The sequence below is a fragment of the Agromyces sp. NPDC055661 genome, assembly GCF_053618135.1.
The window spans coordinates 680599-700692 of record NZ_JBSHHC010000001.1; the positions used below are offsets into that span (position 1 = coordinate 680599).

Consider the following 20094-nt stretch of genomic DNA (forward strand, 5'->3'; position numbering starts at 1 on the left):
GGCGTACCGTGGACGGCGTGACCGACCAGAACCACCCGATCGTGCTGCCCGCAGCCCCCGCCGCGGAACGCGCCGCCATCGAGGCCGGCGGCGTCGCCTGCTGGGAGGCGCCGCTCACGATCGACACCTACGAGCCCGCCGAACCCGACCGCTATCCGCTGTTCCTCGAGCGGCGCGTGTACCAGGGGTCGAGCGGCAAGGTCTACCCCATCCCGTTCACCGACCGGATCCTCCCCGGCCGGACGCCGCGGGCTTGGCGGGCGATCCACCTCGAGAATCGCTGGATCCGCCTCGTGCTGCTGCCCGAGCTCGGCGGTCGGATCCACATCGGCTACGACAAGACCCGGGACTACGACTTCTTCTACCGCAACAACGTCATCAAGCCGGCCCTGGTCGGCCTCGCCGGCCCGTGGATCTCGGGCGGCGTCGAGTTCAACTGGCCGCAGCACCACCGGCCGGCGACCTCCCTCCCCGTCGACACCTCCATCGAGCGCCACGACGACGGCTCGGTGACGGTCTGGCACAGCGACCTCGATCCGCTGCAGCGCATGCGCGGCAGCCACGGCATCCGCCTCCGCGGCGACTCGGCGCTCATCGAGCTCGAGGCGAGGCTCGTCAACCGGACCGACGTGTCGCAGACGTTCCTGTGGTGGGCGAACGTGGCGGCGCATGCCCACGACGCCTACCAGTCGTTCTTCCCGACGGACGTCCGCCACGTCGCCGACCACGCCAGGCGGGCGATCACCGCCTTCCCCGCCGCGGACCGCCCCTACTACGGCGTCGACTACCCGGCGCTCGCCGCCGAGCGTCCCGGTGCCGACCGCATCGACGTGCACGCGAACATCCCCGTCCCCACCTCGTACATGATCACGGACACGGCCGACGACTTCTTCGGCGGCTACGACCACCGGGCCGGTGCCGGGTTCGTGCACTGGGCCGACCGCGCGATCGCCCCCGGCAAGAAGCAGTGGACCTGGGGCGACGGAGAGGTCGGCCACGCCTGGGACCGGCACCTCACCGATGGCGACGGACCGTACGTGGAGCTCATGGCGGGCGTCTTCACCGACAACCAGCCCGACTTCAGCTGGCTGCTGCCCGGCGAGACGCGCACGTTCCGCCAGTACTGGTACCCGATCCAGGACATCGGGCCAGCGGTCCAGGCGACGCTCGACGCCGCGATCGGGCTCGAGGTCGACGGATGCCGCGTGCGGCTCGGCGTCGCCACCACGGCGGAGCACGCGGCGGTCGCCGTCACGCTCCGCCGCGGCGACGTCCCCGTGCGCGAGTGGACGCCCGCCGTCCGCCCCGGCGAGCCGTTCACCGCCGAGCTCGAGCTGGAGGCGCCCGCCTCGCGCGACGACCTCACCGTCGTCGTGACGCTCGACGACCGCGAGCTCGTCGCCTGGCGTGCGCACCCTGCTCCGGCGGGCGAGCCGTGGGTCGCGACCGAGCCGCCCGCGCCGGGCGAGATCGAGAGCACGGACGAGCTCGTCCTCACCGGCCTGCACCTCGTGCAGTACCGCCACCCGACCCGCGCGGCCGAGCCGTACTTCGCGGAGGCCGTCGCGCGCGACGCGGGCGACTCCCGCGCACGCGTCGGCCTCGCCCGGCTCGCCTGGGATCGCGGGGAGCTCGACGTCGTGCTGGATCACCTCGACCACGCCGTGCGACGACTCACGCGCCGGAACCTCAACCCCGAGCACGGCGACGTGCACCTGCTCCGGGGGCTCGCGCTCGAGCGCCTCGGGCGGTTCCGCGAGGCGGCCGACGCCTTCGGGAAGGCCTCGTGGGACGGCGCCCTCGCCCTGCCCGCCGCGCTCGGTCGCGCGCGGCTCGCGATGCGGGCCGGCGACCCCGCCGCTGCCCGGTCGTTCGCCGAGGCCGCAGCGCGCGCGGATCCGGCCAGCGGGCAGGCCGTCGCGGCAACGGTCGTCGCACTCCGCGCCCTCGGACGCGACGACGCGGCATCCGCTGCGCTGGCCGCCGCCCGTTCGGACGACCCGCTCGACCCCCTGCTCGCCGCGCTCGACGACGTGCTCGCGCCGACCGACCCGCGCACGCTGCTCACGATGGCGCACGAGGTGCACCGGCTCGGCGACGCCGATCGTGCGATCGGGCTCGTCCTGCGCGCCGCCTCGGCCGCGCCCGGCCCGTTCGGCAACCCGGCGCCGCTCGCCGGGTACGCGGTCGCGGCGTTCCTCGACGCGGCCGGCGACACCGAGGGTGCGAGTGCGGCGCGCGCCGACGCCCGGCGCGCCGACCCGCGACTCGCCTTCCCCTCGGGCCTCGACGACCTCGGCGTGCTCGACGCGGCGCTGGAGGCCGACCCGGCCGACGCCCGCGCGAGCGGCTATCTCGGCTGCTGGCTGCTCGACGCCGGCCGCGTCCACGACGCGGCTGCAGCGCTCGACGCCTCGATCGCCGGGGACATCGACGACCCGGTCGTGTGGCGGAACGCCGCCGTCGCACTCGTCAACACCGGCGGCGACCTCGACACGGCCGACGCCCGCTACGCCCGGGCGATGGAACTCGCCCCCGACGATGCACGCCTGGTCTACGAGCGCGACCTGCTGGGCGCGGTCCGCGGCGCCCGGCCCGAGGCCCGGCTCGCAGCGATCGAGCGAGCGGGCGCGGGCGTCCTGGTGCGCGACGACCTCGCGATCGAGTACGCCGGCCTCCTCGTCGACGTCGGCCGCGCCGACGACGCGCTGGCCTTCCTGGGCGACCGCGAGTTCCAGCCGTTCGAGGGCGGCGAGGGCCGGGTCATCGCCGTCTTCGATCGGGCGTCGGCCGCGAGGGCCCGCGAGCTGATGGTGACGGATCCGGCCGCCGCCCGCGACCTGCTCAGGGGCGGCATCCGCGTTCCCCAGCACCTCGGCGAGGGTCGCCACCCCGCCGAGATCGTCGCAGAGCGCTTCGTGCTGCTCGGTGACGCCGAGCTCGCCTGCGGCGATCAGGGTGCGGCGGAGTCGGCCTGGCGTCGCGCCCGCGACGTGGACGGGCCGCTCGCCGCGGGCACGAGGGTCGTCGACGACCGGGACGCGTGGGTCGGCGTCGCCCACGTGCGACTCGGCGAGGGCGACGACGCCGAGCGCGTCTGGGCGAGCCTGGAGGCGCGCGCGGCGGAGCTCGAGGCCTCCGCCGATCGCGTGGACTACTTCGCGACGTCGCTGCCCGAGCTGCTGCTGTTCTCGATCGACACCGCCGAGCGCAGGGCGGACGACGCGCGACGACTGCGCGAGTCCGCCGCGCACGGCCGACGGCTGTCGGCCGCGATGGGCGAGGGAGCGCGCGCATGACCGAGCGCTACCTCGGAACACCGGCGATGCCCGCGGCACCCGACGGCTCGCTCACCGGGCCGGTGCCCGAGCACCTGCCCGCCCGCCTGGCGGTGTGCCTCTGGGACTTCTCCTGGTACACGCGGGCGGGTGCGGGCGAGTCGTACGAGGACGTCGGGCGGGCCATGGCCGAGACGGTCGACCGCGGCTTCAACGCCGTGCGCATCTGCGCGGCACCGCTGCTCGTCGCGGGCGGACCGGGTCTCGACGACCTCGCGTCCGATCTCGAGGTCGAGGGGCTCGGCCCAGCGCCGACCGGCGGCTTCTACGGGCAGCGGACCCGGTGGTACGACGCCCCCGGGGGTTATCGCCTCGACGTGCGGGCGCGGCTGTTCGAACTGCTCTCGTCCGCTCGCCGCCACGGCGTCGTCGTCATCCTCGCGAGCTGGGAGTACCAGCAGTCGACGGCGTTCGCCGCCGACCCGCGGTGGTTCGAGGCCATCGACGCGGTGCCGCTCGAGCGCCGCTACGACGTGCTCGCCGAGGCGTTCGGGCGCCTGCTCGACGAGATCCGCGCCGCCGGGCTCATCGACGTGATCGCGTTCACCGAGCTGCACAACGAGGTCGACTTCTCGATCCTCCCGCCGCTCGAAGCTGCTGGCACGGCCGCCATGGAGCGGCTGCGGACGCGTCACCCCGACCAGCTCGTCACCGCGAGCTACGGCAAGCCGCCGCACCTCGCGATGCATCGACTCCCCGACGGGCTCGACGTGGCGCAGTTCCACGTCTACAGCTACGGCGTGCTCGACGCCCTGCAGCGCCGCATCGACATCCGGTCGGAGGGCACGGAGGGCTTCCCGAACCCGGAGCTCCGGGCCCTCCTCCGGCCGGATGCTCCGTCCTTCCCGGAGTACGGCCGTCCGAAGCCGTGGAAGCTCGACGCGACGGTCATCACCGACCAGATGGTCTACGGGTACGACTGGATCGACGCCGGCGCCTGGGACGCGTGGCTCGACGCCCACTACGAGGAGTACCGCGAGGTGATGCTGCGCGAGATCGAGTCGCGCGTCATCGCGATCGCGGAGTGGGCGCGGTGGCGCGGCGTCCCCGCCGTGGTCGGCGAGGGGTGGGTCGGCTACACGCCGCGCGACGGCTGGTTCGAGGAGGGGGCGGCCGGCCTCGCGCTCGCGGAGCACGGCATCCGCACCGCACTCGAGCACGGCGTCTGGGGCGTCGTCGTCGGCTCGAACGCCGCACCGCATCATCCGATGTGGCGCGAGGCGGACTGGATGCGCCGGGTGAACCGGACGATCACGGAGGCGGGCGGCGCATGAACGACTCGGCGCCGTTGCACGTGATCCATCGACCGTGGCCCTCGCCGACGGCCCGTCCGGCGATGTCGAACGAGGTCGATCGCCACCGGCGCATCGCGCTGACCGACCGATGGATCGAGGTCGACGGCCGGCCGGCCGTGCCGGTGTCGGGCGAGCTGCACTTCTCCCGCGTCCCGCGGCGGGAGTGGGCCGAGCGGCTCCGGCTCCTGCGATCGGGCGGTGTCACGATCGTCTCGACGTACCTGTTCTGGATCCACCACCAGCCGTCGCGGGACGCACCGCCACGATTCGACGACGGACTCGACGTCGGCGCCTTCGTGGACCTCGCGGCCGAGTCCGGGCTCGACGTGGTCGTGCGGATCGGCCCCTGGTGCCACGGCGAGGTCCGCGACGGCGGATTCCCCGACTGGGTGCAGGCCGCCCCGGTCCGGCATCGCTCCGACGACCCGGGCTACCTCGAGCTCGCCGCGGACTGGTACGCCGCGGTCGGAGCGGAGCTGGCCTCGCGATGCGGGCCCGACGCGCCCATCGTCGGCATCCAGCTCGAGAACGAGCTCATCGACCAGCCCGGTCACCTCGTGACCCTGAAGCGCCTCGCCCGCGAGGCCGGCCTGTCGGCGCCGCTCTGGACGGCGACCGCTTGGGACGGCGCGGAGCTCCCACCCGACGACGTCCTGCCGCTGTACGGCGGCTACGGCGACGGCTTCTGGTCGGACTCGGATGCCCCGTGGGCGCCCGGATTCCGGGCGCAATTCCGGTTCTCGCACGAGTGGGACGACCCCGGCATCGGCGCCGACGTCCGGGGCACGCCCGCGGGTCCTCGGCTGCCGCGGCCGCGCGACACCCGGTTCCCCGCGGCGACCTGCGAGCTCGGCGGCGGCATGGCCACCGCGTACCATCGGCGACCCGTTCCGAGCGCCGACGACGTGGCCGCGGTCGCGCACGTGAAGCTCGGCAGCGGCTCGGCCTGGCAGGGCTACTACCTGGCCGCGGGCGGGCAGAACCCGGCCGACGGCCTCCAGGAGTCGCTCGCGACCGGGTACCCCAACGACCTGCCGCGGTTCGACTACGACTTCCACGCACCGATCGGCGCCGCCGGCGTGCTCGCGCCGAGCCACGCCGCGCTGCGGATCCAGCACGCGTTCCTCGAGGCGTTCGGCGATCGCCTGGCCCGCATGACGTCGAGCCTGCCCGAGGCGCTGCCGGCCGACGAGGACGACGTGGCGACGCCGCGCTGGGCGCTCCGGTCCGACGGCACGTCGGGCTTCCTGTTCGTCAACGTGCATCGGCCGCACGAGCCGCTCGAGCCCGTGACGAGCGCGCGGTTCGCCCTCTCACTGGACGGCGGCGAGCTGGTGCTGCCCTCCGCGCCGATCGACCTTCCCAGCGGTACCATCGCACGCTGGCCCATCGGGCTGGAGCTCGGCGGAGTCGTCGTGCGCTGGGCCACCGCCTCCGCCGTCACCGTCCTCGAGGGCGAGATCCCGACGCTCGTGCTGCTCGCCGACGCCGGGGTGCGCGTCGACCTGATGGTCGGCGACGACCTGGTGAGCCACCAGCCACCCGCCGGGCACGTGCTCCACCGCTTCGGCGCGCTCGACGTCCTGGTGCTGCCGCCGTCGGACGCCGAGCGTCTGTGGGTGCTCACGACGGACGGGTCGTGCCGGCTGCTCCGGTGCGCCGATCCGCTCTGGACCGAGGACGGGTCGCTGGTCGTGCGGGCGCCGGTCGGGCCGGCCGTCGAGGAATGGGATGCCGCCGCGGGCGACTTCCGGCGCGTGCCGTTCGCGGCGGAGGTGCGACCGCCCGAGGCCGCCGCCCCGACCGCGATCCCCGTGCGGCCCGCCGCCGACGTGCCCCCTCGGTACGGCGGGACCCCGCAGCGCACCGCCGCGCCGGATGCCGCGCGGATGGCGGAGCTCGCCGCGGCATCCGTGCTCGACGGCCTGCCCGAGCCCCGCCCGGGCGTGCGCCGGGTGCTCACGGTGGACTGGGCGGGCGACGTGGCGACCCTCGAGGTCGACGGCGAGGTCGTCGCCGACCGCTTCTGGGACGGCACGCCATGGCACGTCGACCTCGACGCGCTCGACGCCGCCCCGCCGCGGACCGTCACCCTTCGGATGCTGCCGCTGCACCCCGACGCGCCCGTGCGGCTCGACGAGCACGCGGCGGCCCGCCGGACCGCGACACCGGGTGCGCTCTGCGCGCTCGAGGCCGTCACCGTCGAGCAGTCCGTGCGGTGGCGGGAACTGCAGTGAAGCCGCCTACTCCCGCATGAGCATCGCCTGCGCCTCGCGCTCGAGGTCGACGAACGGCTCGCCGCTCACGTCGACCCGCACCCGGTGGAGGGTGCCGCCGGTGAACGGCCAGGGCGCATCGCCGGGGTAGTCGTCGGTGACGGGCGCGCCGCTGTCGCGGCCGACCGTGAGGCCCTCGCCGGCGATCGAGAACTTGCCCGGCTGCGTCTTGATCCGGGCGCTGCCCACGGCGGTCTCGCCGTGGTACAGCGTGAGCGTGCCCGTCGCGACGTGTCCCTCCCCGCCGTCCTTGTCGAACGCCGCGGCGATGATCAGCTGCTCGCCGGTCGGCAGGTCCTCGGTCGCGTCGACGCGCTGCTCCATGACGCCCACGAAGTTGTTGACGTAGTGGAGGCGGCCGTCCTTGACGTAGAGCGCGTGCCCGCCGAATTTCGACCCCTGCGCGAAGAGCACGCCCTCGGCACCCGAGTCGGGGAGGTCGACGAGGGCGCCGATCACGAACGAGCGGTTGCGGATGTTGACGGCCTGCGACTCGGGCACCTCGCCCATGTCGGCGAAGTAGACGTAGCGGTCGCGGGGCGGCGACAGCAGCGGCCGGGGCGTGAGCATGATCTCGAGCGCCGACCGGTCGTCGAGGGGGAACGCCTGGTTCCGGCCCGCCTCCGCGAACCACAGGTTCACGAGCTCGCGCACCTTCTCGGGATGCTCCGCCGCAAGGTTGTTCAGCTCAGCCCGGTCCACGTCGGTGTGGTACAGCTCCCACTCGTCGTCGTTGAAGTGGCTCCAGCCGCTCAGCGTCGGATGGTTCGTGATGGCCTTCCACCCGTCGTGCCAGATCGCACGCGAGCCGAGCATCGAGTAGAACTGGGTGCGCCGCGCCGTCGGCGCCGCGCCGTCGTCGAGCGAGTAGCGCATGCTGACCCCGTCGAAGGTGCTCTGCTCGTGGCCCTTGAGGCGGGCGGGCGCCTCGACGCCGAGCAGGTCGAGGATCGTCGGCACGATGTCCACGGCATGGTGGTACTGGTCGCGGATCTCGCCGCGCGCGGTCGACCCGGCCGGCCAGGAGATGATGCACGGATCGCACGTGCCGCCGTTGAACTCGTAGCGCTTCCACATCTTGAACGGGGTGTTGAAGGCCATCGCCCACCCGTTCGGGTAGTGGTTGTAGGTGTTGACGCCGCCGAGCTCGTCGAGCATCGCCAGGTTCTGCTCGATGTCGTCGGTCAGGCCGTTGGCGAACTTCATCTCGTTGACCGAGCCGTTCGGCCCGCCCTCGCCGCTCGCGCCGTTGTCGGACACGATCACGACGACGGTGTTCTCGCGTTCCCCGATGTCATCGAGGTAGTCGAGGAGCCGACCGATCTGGTGGTCCGCGTGCGAGAGGAAGCCGGCGTACACCTCCGCCATGCGCGAGAAGAGGCGCCGCTCGTCGTCGGAGAGCGCGTCCCAGCGCCGGGTCTCGTCCATCACGGGGAACGGCGCCCCGTCGGGCCCCGTCCTCGTCGCGGGGGTGCCGATCGGGTTCACCGGCGGCAGGTCGGTGTCGGCCGGCACGAGGCCGAGCTCCTTCTGGCGGGCGAGGGTCTCGCCCCGCAGCGCCTCGTAGCCGCCGTCGAACCGGCCGGCGTACTTGTCGGCCCACTCCTTCGGGGCATGGTGGGGGGCGTGCGCCGCGCCGGGCGCGTAGTAGAGGAAGAACGGCTTCTCGTGCGCGATCGCCTTCGCGTCGCGGATGAACTCGATGGCCTTGTCGGTGATGTCCACTCCGAAGTGGTACCCGTCCTCGGGAGACTTCGGCTGGTCGACCGGGTGGTTGTCGTAGGTGATCTCGGGATACCACTGGTTCGTCTCCGCACCGAGGAAACCGTAGAAGCGCTCGAAGCCGCGTCCGCTCGGCCAGTTCCGCCGCGTCGAGGCGACGTTCATCTCGTCGTCGGGACACAGGTGCCACTTCCCGACGGCATAGGTGTTCCAGCCGCGCTCGCCGAGGATCTCGGAGAGCATGCCGTTCGCCGGCGGGATGGTGCCGCTCGCGTTCGGGAAGCCGATCGCCGCCTCGGTGATGCACGCCATGCTGTTGCGCGTGTGGTTGCGGCCCGTCAGCAGGCACGACCTGGTGGGCGAGCAGAGCGCCGTCGTGTGCCATTGCGTGTACCGCACGCCCTCGCCGGCCACCCGCTCGATGTTCGGCGTCTCGATGGGTCCGCCGTAGGCCGACATCGCCGAGAAGCCGACGTCGTCGAGCACGATGTACACGACGTTCGGCGCTCCGTCAGGCGCCTTCGGCGGCTCGAACGGCGTCCAGTCGGGCTCGGAGTCTCGGATGTCGACGTTGACGATCCCGTCGAAGTGCATGGCCATGTCGCTCCCCAGTCCCCTCGCCGGCAACGCCGACCCCGGGCGCTGCGGGCGCAGCGGGTGAACACGGCATGGGCCCAGGTCGCCGAGCGAGTCGCCATGAGGCTACGCCCGCGGTCCCGCGGCGACAAGGCTCCGAACGGGGGCCGTGGCGAGGTCAGTCGGGCAGCACGAACGCCGTGACCGGTCGCCCGTCGAGGGCGCGCACGGATGCCCCGGGCCCGTCGACGACCGCCACGATCCCGTCGGGCACGGCCCATGCCCGCCACCACGCGGCATCCGTCGCCTCGACCTCGCCGGCCCCGAGCATGCGGCGACCGACCGTGTGCGGCTTGATCGCGGTGAGCCAGGGCGCGACGCCCTCCAGGGTGCGGCGCTGCACGGCCGGGATCTCGCCGGCCGCGGTGGGGCCGACGTTGAGGAGCAGCCGTCCGCCGCGCGAGACGACGTCGGCGTAGAGGCGCGCGAGCTCGCGCGGCGTGAGCGTCAGCGACTCGTCCTCGACACGGTTGTAGCCGAACGAGAAGCCGAGTCCGCGGCAGTGCTCCCACCCCGGCTCGGTCTCGTGCTGGGTGTGCGCGTCGTACTCGCTGGTGCGGTAGTCCCAGACGTCGACGCCCCAGCGATCGTTCACGATGCCGTCGGGGACGGCCGTGCGATAGCGATCGAGGAGCGCCTCGATCGAGTGCGGCCCCGGCTCCTTGCCGGCGTCGGGCCAGTCGATGTCGTTCCAGAGCACCTCGGGGGCGAAGCGGTCGACGAGGTCGGCGACGTGGTCGAACGCGTAGGCGTTGTAGGCGGCATCCGTCGGCCGCAGGTCGGTGACGTCGGCCGTCGAGCGGTGCGGCGGCAGGTCGGTGAACGCCCAGTCGAGTCCGCCCGAGTAGTACACGCCGAAGCGCAGGCCCTCGGCGCGGACGGCGTCGGCGAGGGGCGCGATGAGGTCGCGGCGGGGGCCGCGCGCGACGGTCGTGAGCTCACCCGAGCCGGGCGCGTCCCAGAGGGCGACGCCGTCGTGGTGCTTCGTGGTGGGGACGACGTAGTCGGCACCGACCTCGCGGAAGAGGCGAGCCCAGTCGGCGGGGTCGTAGGCCTCGGCCGTCCACGCGTCGAGGAACGCCGCGTAGGGGGCGCCGCCGTGCTCGCGGGCGTGGTGCTCGGCAGCGGGCGAGCCCTCGATGCGGATCGTGTTCGCGTACCACTCCGCGTAGGCGTTGTGGGCGAACCACTCGTCGTCGGGCACCGCGCCGAGCGCGCCGGAGGGCTCCGCCCACGCCGGCACCGAGTACGGGCCCCAGTGCACGAAGATGCCGAGGCTCGCGTCCTGGGCCCAGGCCGGGAGCGGGCGCCGGGGCGCGCTCACGCGTCGACGTCGTGTCCGCGGCGCGGACGTTCGGGCACGGCCACGATCGCCAGCGCGACGCAGCCGAGTGCCGGGATGACGAGCGGCAGCAGCTGCCACGTCACGACACCCGCGAACACCGCGGTCGCCACGAGGTACGCGGCGCCCGCCGGGTCCTGGCGCACCGCGCCGGGCACCTCGCGCAGCGCGCCGAGCCAGCCCCCGCCGGGCGTCCAGCGTCCGGCGGCGGTGAACAGCGCGAGCGCGAGCGCCGCGAGTCCGGCCCAGCCGATCGCCGCCACGACCGGGCCGCCGGGCAGCACGCCGGTGCCGGCGAGGTCGATGTCGAGCGCCAGCACGAGGGCGAGCACGAGGGATGCCGCGCCGATGCCGATGCCGCCGACGAGCCCCGCGCGCACGTCGCGCCAGAACCAGGTGAGGCCCGAGTCGTCGGCCTTGAGGTATCGGCGCAGGTGGCGCACGCCCGCCGCGAGCGCGGCCGGGAGCGTGACGACGGGGATCGAGACGACCGCCACGAGGATGCCGACGTAGAGCACCTCGCCGAGGAGCGAGAACGCTCCGCGGGCGCCCGGGAACCGAGCCTCGTGCGCGGTCTCGCCACGGGTCGGACCGCTCCCCGAGAGGGCGGCGCGACGTGCGGCGCGGTCGACTCGTGACATCCGCTCGCCCCTAGCCCTTGAGTCCCTGAGTGGCGACGCCGGCGACGAGGAACCGCTGGAACACGATGAAGAAGATCAGGATCGGCACGAGCGCGAGGAAGGACACGGCCACGGTGGCGCCGTAGTCGCTGGTGGACGTGGCGTCGTTGTAGAGCCGCAGTGCGATCGGGAGCGGGTACTTCTCGGGGCTGTTGACGTACAGCAGCGGGCCGAGGAAGTCGTTCCAGGTCCAGATGAACGTGAAGATCGCGCTCGTGATGAGGGCTGGCTTGATCAGGGGCACGATGATCGAGAAGAAGATCCGGATGTGCCCGGCGCCGTCGATGCGAGCCGCCTCGTCCATGTCGCGGGGGATGTTGCGGATGAACTGCACGATCAGGAACACGAAGAACGCCTCGGTGGCGAGGAACTTCGGCAGGATCAGCGGCACGTACGTGTCCACCAGCTCGAGCTTCTGGAACATGATGTACTGCGGGATGATGATCACGTGGAACGGCAGCAGCAGCGTTCCGATCATTGCGGCGAACAGGATGCCGACGCCCCTGAACTTGATGCGGGCGAACGCGTACGCGGCCAGTGCCGATGAGATCAGGGTGCCGATCACGGCCATGATCGCGATGAAGAACGAGTTCGCGAAGAACTGGTACAGCGGCGTGCCGGCGATGCCCTCGACGACCTTCGTGTAGTTGTCGAACGTCGGGTTGTTGGGGATCAGGCCCTGGTTCTGGCCGAACTCGCTCGACGGCTTGAACGTCGAGAAGAACAGCCACACCAGCGGGTAGAGCACGATCGCGGTCAGCGCGAGCAGCACCACGAACCAGATCACGGTGTTGATCGTCTTGCGCTTCACGCGGCGCCGGCGGGGCGGGGCGGTGGGCTCGAGGGCGTTCTCGACGACCTCGACGCGAGGGGCTTCGAAGGTGGTCATCGGTTCTCTCCGGCGTAGTGCACCCAGGACTTCTGGGTCTTGAACAGGATGAAGGCGATGATCGCGACCACGATCACCAGGACCCACGCCATCGCCGAGGCGTAGCCCATCTGCAGGTCGGCGAAGCCGCGCTTGTAGAGGTACAGCGTGTAGAAGTTGGTCATGCCCGCGGGGCCGCCCGAGCCGTTCGAGATGATGTACGCCGACGCGAACACCTGGAACGCGTTGATCAGCTCGAGCAGCAGGTTGAAGAAGATCACGCTCGAGAGCATCGGGATCGTCACGTTGCGGAACTTGTGCCACGGCCCGGCTCCGTCGACCTCGGCGGCCTCGTACAGCTCCTGCGGGATCTGCTTGAGCCCGGCGAGGAAGATCACCATCGGGGCGCCGAACTGCCACACCGCGAGCAGGATCATCATCGGGATGACCAGGGCCACGTTGCCGACCCAGCCGCCGATGTCGATGCCGAAGAAGCTGAGGGTGTCGTCGACGGGCCCGTCGGTGGAGAACATGGCCCGCCAGACGATCGCGACCGAGACCGAGGCGCCGATCAGCGACGGGGCGTAGAACGACGAGCGGAAGAAGCCCGAGCCCCGGTCGCGGTAGTTGAGGAGCATCGCGATGCCGAGGGCGGCGGCGAGCTTGATGGGGGTGCCCACGAGCACGTACACCAGGGTGATCTGCACCGACTGGATGTAGTTCGGGTCCTCCGTGAACATGCGCACGAAGTTGTCGAGGCCGATCCACTTCGGCTCGGTGAAGAGGTTGTACTTCGTGAACGCGAGGTACAGCGAGAAGATCATCGGCCCGACCGTCAGGCCGAGGAAGCCGATCATCCACGGCACGAGGAATCCGTACCCGGCGACCGTCTCCTTGCGGTTGTGCGCCCGGCGGCCGGCGGTCGTGGGGACCTTGGCCTCGGCGCGGCGGACCTGGCGCATGGCCTTCCGCACGCTGCTCGACCCGGCTTCCGCCGTGACGATCGATTCGGTTTCCGTGCTCACTGTGGTTCTCCGGTTCCTGCGAGAAAACAGTACCCGGGCCCGGCGGGGTCGCGCCCCACCGGGCCCGGGCTTGACTGCTCAGGTGTTACTGGTTGAGGACAACGTCCATCTCGTCGAAGAACTGCTTCGCCGCGTCGGCCGCCGTGACGGTGCCGAACCCGAGCTCCTGGCCGAGCTGGCGGAACTTCTCCTCGAGGGTGCCGTAGCCGACGATCGGCACGGGCGGGGCGTCGCCGAGGCGGTCCGCGATGGACTGCTCGTAGTCCGCGATCTGCTGGCCCAGCGGATCGAGCTCAGCGCCCTCGAGCTGCGTCTCCGACGCGGGGATGCCGCGGTTGGTGCCGAAGGCGGCGCCGACCTCGGGCGCGTTCACGAGGAAGTTGAGCAGCGTGGCCGCGGCCTCGGGGTGCTCGGTCGTCGAGGCGATCGAGTGGAGCATCGAGGGCTTGAGGTACAGGTCCTTCGCGCCCTCCTCCGTCACCGGCGGGGCGACGAGGCCGAGCTCGGTGAAGTTCTCGCCGAGGTTGCCGAGGTAGCCGGCGCCGAAGTTGTCCCAGGTCAGCTCGCTCGTGGTGAGCGCCGAGTCGAAGCCCGAGAGGGGGTAGACCTCCTCCAGCTTCTGCTGGCCGATGACCGTGCCGTCGGTGCGGATGCCGTCGGCCTGCTCCCAGAACTTCGTGAGGTCCTCCTCGGTGAAGTTCGGCTCGCCGTCCTCGGTGAAGAGGTCCTTGCCCTCGGCGCGCTGCTGGATCTCGAAGTTCTGGATGCGGCCGGTGTAGTCGGTGCCGCCGAAGATCGCGCCGGCACCGGCGTCGCTGACCTCCTTCATCCAGGCGTCGTAGTCCTCCCAGCTGCCGCCGCCCTCGTAGTCCTCGACGCCGACCGACTCGAGGAGCTTCGGGTTGGTGTACATGCCCCACGCGTTGGTGGAGGTCGGGATGCCGGTGGTCTCGCCGCCGACGACGCCGATGTCGAGGATCTGCTGCGACAGCGGCTCGGTGTCGATGATGTTGCCGAGGTACGGGGTCAGGTCGAGCAGGAGCCCGTTCTCCGAGTACTGGCGGAGGTACGAGTAGTCGAACTGCATGACGTCGGGCAGGCCGCCGCCGGCCGCCTCGGTCTGGCGCTTCTCCCAGAACTCGGGGAAGCCGAGGAACGAGGTGTTCACCGTGATGTTCGGGTACTCCTCGTTGAAGGCGGCGATCGCCTCGTCGTACATCGCGGCGCGCACGTCGTTGCCCCAGAACGCGAGGTTGAGGGTGACCTTCTCGTCGGGGTCGTACGTGGCCGCCGCCTCGTCACTGCCGCCGCCCGAGCAGCCCGTGAGCACGAGCGCGGCGCTCGCGGTGAGCGCTGCTGCGGCCGCCGCCATGCGGCGCTTGCGAATGTTGAACATCGTTGTCCTCCCGGAAACGTCTCTGTCTGCCTGGTGCGGGTTCACGCTGGTGGGAAAGCGCTTCCCCAAATGTAGCCCTTCGACCCCATGTCGTCAACTGCGGAGGGAAAATCGTTTCAATTCGTTATCCGGATGCTGCGGCCGCCGGCATTTCGGGCGGTGGAGTGGCTGGTCATGACGGGTTTCGGTCGATGGGGGCGTCGCGGTCGCAGACGAGCCGATCGTCCACAACCGACAGCGGAGCGGTGAACACGGCGCTCAGGCGGGCCGCCGCGGCGTCGCTCGAGCCCAGCTCGGAGCCGTCCCAGTGCGGGTGCGTGAAGTAGTAGAGCACGGCGCGATCGCCGTCGACGACGACGTCGCCATGACGGCCGAAGGTCTCGTCGCCGCGACGATGTCCGGGCTCGCCGAGGATGACCTCGTCCGCGCCGCCCTGCCGCGTCCACGTGACGGCGTCGTTCGAGCGGTGCACGCCCATCCCCCGCCACTCGTCGACGAGCATCCACCACCAGCCGCCGAGCTCGAACACGTTCGGGCCCTCGTGCGGCCGGCCGCCGATCGCGCGACCCTCGACCTGCCAGTCCGACAGGTCGTCGCTCACCGCCGCCCACGTGGTGGAGTCGTCGGCCTCGTCCTTGTACCAGAGCCGCCACCGGCCGTCGGGGCACCGCGCGACGCACGCATCGATCACGCGGTCGGAGTCCAACGGCACCTCGCCGACGACGGTCCAGTGCTCCAGGTCGTCGCTCACGTACTCGACGATACGTCGCGGATGATCCCAGTCGGCGAAGACGCCGTCGATGACCGTGAGGTACATGCGGTACCGCTCGCCGTCGTCGATGACCTCGGGCGCCCAATGCGTCTCGCCGGCGCGGCCGACGCCGAGCTCGAGGCCCGCCACCGTCCCGGCGTACCGCCACTCGAGCGCGTCCGCCGACCGGGCGACGCCGATGCGCGTGCCGTGCACCCACGACACCCCTGGCTCGTCGACGGTCGCGCGGCGCTGCGTGTAGAACATCCACGACTCCCCCGTGTCGCGGTGGCGGATGACGGTGGGATCCGTCGCCCCGTCGTGGACCGGGTCGTGGAACAGGGCGTCGTCGTCAGGCACGACGGAGGTCGGTGACGGGGCTCTCGAGGCTCCGACGGCGATCCGCGTCGGCGCGCAGGGTCGCCGGCGTCACCACGGAGCCGCCGTTCGACGCCGACGAGTAGATCGCCGTGACGAGCTCGAACGAGCGCGTGGCATCCGACGCCGTCGACGGCAGCGGCTCGCCCGACGCGAGCGCCGCGTAGATGTCGCGCAGGAGCGGCGCGTGGCCGCTCGCCTCCTCGACGTCGGGCAGGGCCCAGGCGGCCGCCGTTTCGGGGTCGACGTGCTTCGCGGGCGTGATGCGCCAGTGCTCGTGGCCGTGCCCGTAGAGGTGGTCGACCGTGACGGTGGCGTGCTCGGTGTCGATGCGGATGGTGCTCACCTCCCGCGGCGAGAGCGCGCTCGTGATGACGGACGCGATGGTGCCGCCCGCGAACGCGATGACCGCGGTCGACACGTCCTCCATCTGCGTCTCGCGGTCGAGGCGCCAGAGCTGGCCCTGCACGCTCGCCCAGTCGCCGAGGAGCCAGGCGAGCAGGTCGATCTGGTGGATGCCCAGCCCGAGCGTCGGCCCGCCGCCCTCGGTCGCCCACTTGCCGCGCCACGGCACCGCGAAGTACGCCGGGTCGCGGAACCAGAGCGTCTCGCACGTCGCCACGAGCGGGCGTCCGATCGCGCCCGAGTCGAGCAGCGAGCGCACGTGCGCCGCCGCGGAGCCGGTGCGCTGCTGGAACACGACGGCGAGGCGCCGGTCGTTGCGCGTCGCGGCATCCGTCATCGCGTCGAGCTCGTCGAGCGACAGCGCGGCGGGCTTCTCGCAGACCACGTGGAGGCCGGCGTCGAGCGCCGCGATCGACTGCTCGGCGTGCACGCCCGGCGGGGTGCACACGTGCAGCACGTCGGCGACGCCCGCGGCCAGCAGCTCGGCGAGCGTGTCGAAGACGGCGGGCACGCCCCAGCGCTCGGCGAACCCTTCGGCGTGCGAGCGGTCGCGGTCGACGACGGCGACGAGCTCGGCGCCGGGCGTCGCCAGGAGGACCTCGGCGTGGGCGTTGGCGATCGCCCCGGTGCCGACGATCGCGGCGCGGAGCGGGGTGGACTCGGTCATCGGTCTCCTTCGATGCGGCCGGCTCGGGCCGGCTGGGTCTCGTAGCGGCGCAGCCGGCCGCACATGCCGTAGGCGGGGACGTCGGACGCCGTGGCCACGCGGGCCTCGGCGAGCCCCGGGTCGTCGCCGGCCTCGAGCGCGTCGAGGCGGTCGCCCGTGTCGTGTGCGGCGGCGAGCGCGCCGGACTTCCAGCGCTCACGCCACTCGGGCACGCGCGGACGCACGAGGGCGGTCGCCCGTTCGTGCAGGCGGGCGAGCCGGTCGGGGTCGACGCTCCCGTCGTCGCGGAACAGCGCACGGTAGCCCGCGACCGCGAGGTCGCGACGCGCGACGGCGGCCGTCAGCCGGTCGACGTCGGATGCCTCGGGGCCGGGCAGCGCCGCGGCATCCGCGTATCGCCCGTGGTCGGCGAGCACCTCGTCGGGGAACGTCATGACCGCGTCGCCCGCCTCGGGCAGGCCTGTGTTCTGCATGACGACGCGCACGTCGAGCCCGCCGTCGTTCACCGCCCGGTGGATGACGCCCGGCGCGAACCAGACGAGGTCGTCGGGCGCGAGCCGGCGTTCGGCGAACGTGCCCGAACCGTCGATCGTGTGCAGCCGCCCGCGGCCGCCGACGACGAGGTAGGCCTCGGCCGAGACGGTGTGCAGGTGCGGCGTGCCGCCCGCGAGCCCGTCGGACGCGACCGCGTCGTACACGGCGAGCGCGCTCACGGAGGTCGCGCCGGGGAACGCGGGCAGGGTCACGGCGCGCCCAACAGGCCGGGCAATCGGGCCGCGGCGGCGTCGGCGAGCCGGGCTGCCCGCTCGGGGTCGCTCTCGCCGTCGGCGATGACGACGCCGTAGCGGAGCACGAGCGTCGCGCCCGGCTCGACGACGTGCTCCTCGCTGAAGAAGGGCGCAGGGCACAGGCACGCGAAGTCGTCGCTGCGTGCGAACCACTGCGGCGGGTGCTGCAGGTTCGCCGGATCGTCGACCATCACGATCGTCGACGCGGTGTCCGTCTCGTCGTGCCGGCCGCTGAAGCCCATCCAGGGCGCGCGCGTGCCGCGCAGCTCGTCGCCGCCCGCGAGGCCGGGCGCGAGAAGCCGCCCACCCGTGAACGAGCGCGGTCCGCGCCAGAACAGCCCGCCGTAGCCGGCGTTCTCGCGTCCGCGGGTCGTCGGCGACCCGATGGGGATCGGTCGGTCGGTCGTGTTCGTGAGGCCCGTCGCGAAGCCGAGCAGCCATGCGTCGTCGTCGAGCACGGATGCCGCGAGCGTCCGCTCCTCCTCGAAGATCGACTCGCCCGCCTGCGTGATCCACTCGAGGCGCTCGACGACGCGGGCGGTGCCGGTCGCGGGGCCGACGCGCCCCGCCGCATCCGTCGCCTGGTCGCGCTCGAACGCGACGTGCCGCTGTTCGCCGTTGTTCGGCAGCTGCACGTAGCCCTCGCCCCGCACGAAGGTCGGGCCGCCCCAGAAGTTCTCGTCCCCGACGACCGGCAGCGACCAGGCGATGCCCTTGTGCCAGACGTGGTCGTGCGGGCGGTAGAGCGAGACGAGCTCGCCGCCGAGCGTGCGGATGGGGCTGAAGTACGGCCGAGGCGACTCGTACGTCGGATGGTCGGGTCGGGCGACGTACTCGGCGAGCACCGCGTCGCCGGCGCGCAGGAGGAGCCGATCGTCGGCCTCGTCGAAGCGGATGTCGGTCATCGGTCTCCTTCGGGTTCGTCGTCGATCCGTGCGCGCTCGTCACTCGGAAGCGATTCCGTGGGAAAGCGCTATCCCAGCGTACACGGCGACGGGCGCTCACGCGCGTCGGATCTCGTTCGTCTCCGAATCGACGGTACCGAAGTGCCGGAGTTCCGGAGTTCCGGAGTTCCGTCCCGGATTGCCGAAGTGCCGGAGTGCCGAAGGGCCGCACTCCCGGAGCGCCGCCTACCTTCCGCCGACCGCCCACGGCGCCGCGCACGGCTCGGTCGGCGAACCGTTGAGGATCGGACCGAGGATCGGCGCCAGCGCCTTCCCGACCTCCTGCACCGCCTCGCCGGTGGCGCCGTCGCCGTTCCCCAGCATGGCCAGCACCGCCCCGGTCTGCGGGTAGTAGGCGAGGTTCGTGCCGTACCCCGGCTCGGCGCCGGCATGGGAGATGGCGAGCACGCAGCCCGTGGCCTCGTCGAACTCGACGCCGGCACCGAGGCCGTAGCTCGCCCCGCTCCGACCGAAGTTCGGCGCCAGGTCCGACCACCGTCGTGCCTGCAGCTCGGGCGTCACGCCCGCGCCCTCACCGAGGGCCTCACCCCACGCATGCAGGTCGTCGAGCGTCGACACCATGCCCCCGCCGGCCCAGCTCTGGCCGTTCGACCAGTCCACGGTGTCGACCGGCGACCCGAGCTCCGGGCAGAAGACGGAGTAGCCGTGGGTGAGCGGTGCGGTGACCTGTCCATCGGGCGCGAACCGGCTGCGGTCCATGCCGAACGGCTCGGTGATGCGGTCGTGGATGAGCGTGGCGAGGTCCGTGCCGGTCACCTGCTCGAGGATGCCGCCGAGCAGGTAGTAGTTCGTGTTCGAGTACGCGAATCCGTCGCCGGGTGCGAAGTCGGCTCGCGGCGTCGCCGCGCCGATCGCGATGAGCTCGTCGGGGGTCGGGATCCCGTGGGGGTCGGCGCAGATGCGATCGACCTGCGCCCGCCCGGACTCGCCGACGCCGCTCGACTGGTTCAGCAGCATCCGCACCGTGATGGTCGACGCCTCGGGGAAGTCGGGGTACCAGCGGTCGAGCGTGTCGTCGAGGCCGACGTCGAACCCGGCCTCGCCGATCACCTGCATCATGACGGTGCTGACGATGGTCTTGGTGATGCTGCCGATCTTCTGCTGGTTGTCGGGTCCGATCGGCTCGCCCGTGCCGACCTCGGCCTCCCCTCGCTCCGACACCCACTCGCCCTCGCCGGGGATCCACACGCCGATGATGACGCCCGGTACGCCCGATGCCGCGAACCCCTCGTCGAGCGCCGTCTCGAGCTCCGCGACGAGCTCGGGGTCGAGCGACCCGGCGTCGGCAGGACCGGAGGTCTCGGCGGCGGATGACGGCGGCTGCGCGGCATCCGACACAGAGCCCTGCGACCCCGACCACATCATCACCGCGATGACGACGATCGCAACGACCCCGATGGCGATCACGGTCCACAGGAGCGCCCGGCGCCTCGGTCTCGCGCCGGGCGGCTGCCCTCCGTCGGACTCCCCGTCGGGCGGCGGAACGTCGCGCCCGGCGCCGTGGCCATCGGGTGCCGTCGGCTGGCTCATGGTGGATGCTACCGCGCCGCGATCGCGGTGCT

The 20094-nt window shown here is 72.3% G+C and carries 14 protein-coding genes; 3 read left to right on the forward strand and 11 right to left on the reverse strand.

Annotated features, from left to right (window positions below):
- Positions 1-17 precede the first annotated feature (17 nt).
- The 3 genes from ACWGO8_RS03060 to ACWGO8_RS03070 are packed head-to-tail and all read left to right on the forward strand — an operon-like array spanning position 18 to position 6870.
- Positions 18-3299 carry a DUF5107 domain-containing protein gene (locus ACWGO8_RS03060; RefSeq protein WP_452041663.1) on the forward strand — a complete coding sequence of 1094 codons (3282 nt, stop codon included), beginning with the start codon at positions 18-20 and terminating at the stop codon, positions 3297-3299.
- Entirely contained in the window at positions 3296-4612 is a 1317-nt protein-coding gene (locus ACWGO8_RS03065) for a cellulase-like family protein (RefSeq protein ID WP_452041664.1), read from the forward strand. Before ACWGO8_RS03060 ends, ACWGO8_RS03065 begins: the two co-directional genes overlap by 4 nt.
- The gene (locus tag ACWGO8_RS03070; RefSeq protein WP_452041665.1) at positions 4609-6870 is read left to right on the forward strand and encodes a beta-galactosidase; all 2262 of its coding nucleotides are present in this window, start codon (positions 4609-4611) and stop codon (positions 6868-6870) included. The genes ACWGO8_RS03065 and ACWGO8_RS03070 overlap by 4 nt, the downstream gene beginning before the upstream one ends.
- Before the next feature lie 6 nt (positions 6871-6876).
- On the opposite strand, the gene ACWGO8_RS03075 is transcribed toward ACWGO8_RS03070, so the two are convergent.
- The 11 genes from ACWGO8_RS03075 to ACWGO8_RS03125 all read right to left on the reverse strand — a co-directional run bounded on the left by ACWGO8_RS03075 (position 6877) and on the right by ACWGO8_RS03125 (position 20062).
- Positions 6877-9231 carry an arylsulfatase gene (locus ACWGO8_RS03075; protein WP_452041666.1) on the reverse strand — a complete coding sequence of 785 codons (2355 nt, stop codon included), beginning with the start codon at positions 9229-9231 and terminating at the stop codon, positions 6877-6879.
- Positions 9232-9385: 154 nt separating this feature from the next.
- The gene (locus ACWGO8_RS03080) at positions 9386-10591 is read right to left on the reverse strand and encodes an alpha-L-fucosidase (RefSeq protein ID WP_452041667.1); all 1206 of its coding nucleotides are present in this window, start codon (positions 10589-10591) and stop codon (positions 9386-9388) included.
- Positions 10588-11250 carry a hypothetical protein gene (locus ACWGO8_RS03085; protein WP_452041668.1) on the reverse strand — a complete coding sequence of 221 codons (663 nt, stop codon included), beginning with the start codon at positions 11248-11250 and terminating at the stop codon, positions 10588-10590. Before ACWGO8_RS03085 ends, ACWGO8_RS03080 begins: the two co-directional genes overlap by 4 nt.
- Before the next feature lie 10 nt (positions 11251-11260).
- Positions 11261-12178 (reverse strand): carbohydrate ABC transporter permease, encoded by a 918-nt coding sequence (locus tag ACWGO8_RS03090; RefSeq protein ID WP_376956220.1) that lies wholly within the window; start codon positions 12176-12178, stop codon positions 11261-11263.
- On the reverse strand, positions 12175-13119 hold the full coding sequence (locus tag ACWGO8_RS03095) for a carbohydrate ABC transporter permease (protein WP_452043510.1): 945 nt from the start codon (positions 13117-13119) through the stop codon (positions 12175-12177). The genes ACWGO8_RS03090 and ACWGO8_RS03095 overlap by 4 nt, the downstream gene beginning before the upstream one ends.
- A 148-nt stretch (positions 13120-13267) precedes the next feature.
- On the reverse strand, positions 13268-14578 hold the full coding sequence (locus ACWGO8_RS03100; protein WP_452041669.1) for an ABC transporter substrate-binding protein: 1311 nt from the start codon (positions 14576-14578) through the stop codon (positions 13268-13270).
- 172 nt (positions 14579-14750) lie between these two features.
- Complete coding sequence (locus ACWGO8_RS03105; protein ID WP_452041670.1) at positions 14751-15689, reverse strand: family 43 glycosylhydrolase; 939 nt, start codon at positions 15687-15689, stop codon at positions 14751-14753.
- Positions 15682-16779 carry a Gfo/Idh/MocA family protein gene (locus ACWGO8_RS03110; RefSeq protein WP_452041671.1) on the reverse strand — a complete coding sequence of 366 codons (1098 nt, stop codon included), beginning with the start codon at positions 16777-16779 and terminating at the stop codon, positions 15682-15684. The genes ACWGO8_RS03105 and ACWGO8_RS03110 overlap by 8 nt, the downstream gene beginning before the upstream one ends.
- Positions 16776-17525 carry a cupin domain-containing protein gene (locus ACWGO8_RS03115; protein ID WP_452041672.1) on the reverse strand — a complete coding sequence of 250 codons (750 nt, stop codon included), beginning with the start codon at positions 17523-17525 and terminating at the stop codon, positions 16776-16778. Before ACWGO8_RS03115 ends, ACWGO8_RS03110 begins: the two co-directional genes overlap by 4 nt.
- Entirely contained in the window at positions 17522-18472 is a 951-nt protein-coding gene (locus ACWGO8_RS03120) for a DUF6807 domain-containing protein (RefSeq protein WP_452041673.1), read from the reverse strand. The genes ACWGO8_RS03115 and ACWGO8_RS03120 overlap by 4 nt, the downstream gene beginning before the upstream one ends.
- A 225-nt stretch (positions 18473-18697) precedes the next feature.
- Positions 18698-20062 (reverse strand): serine hydrolase domain-containing protein, encoded by a 1365-nt coding sequence (locus ACWGO8_RS03125; RefSeq protein WP_452041674.1) that lies wholly within the window; start codon positions 20060-20062, stop codon positions 18698-18700.
- Positions 20063-20094: the final 32 nt, after the last annotated feature.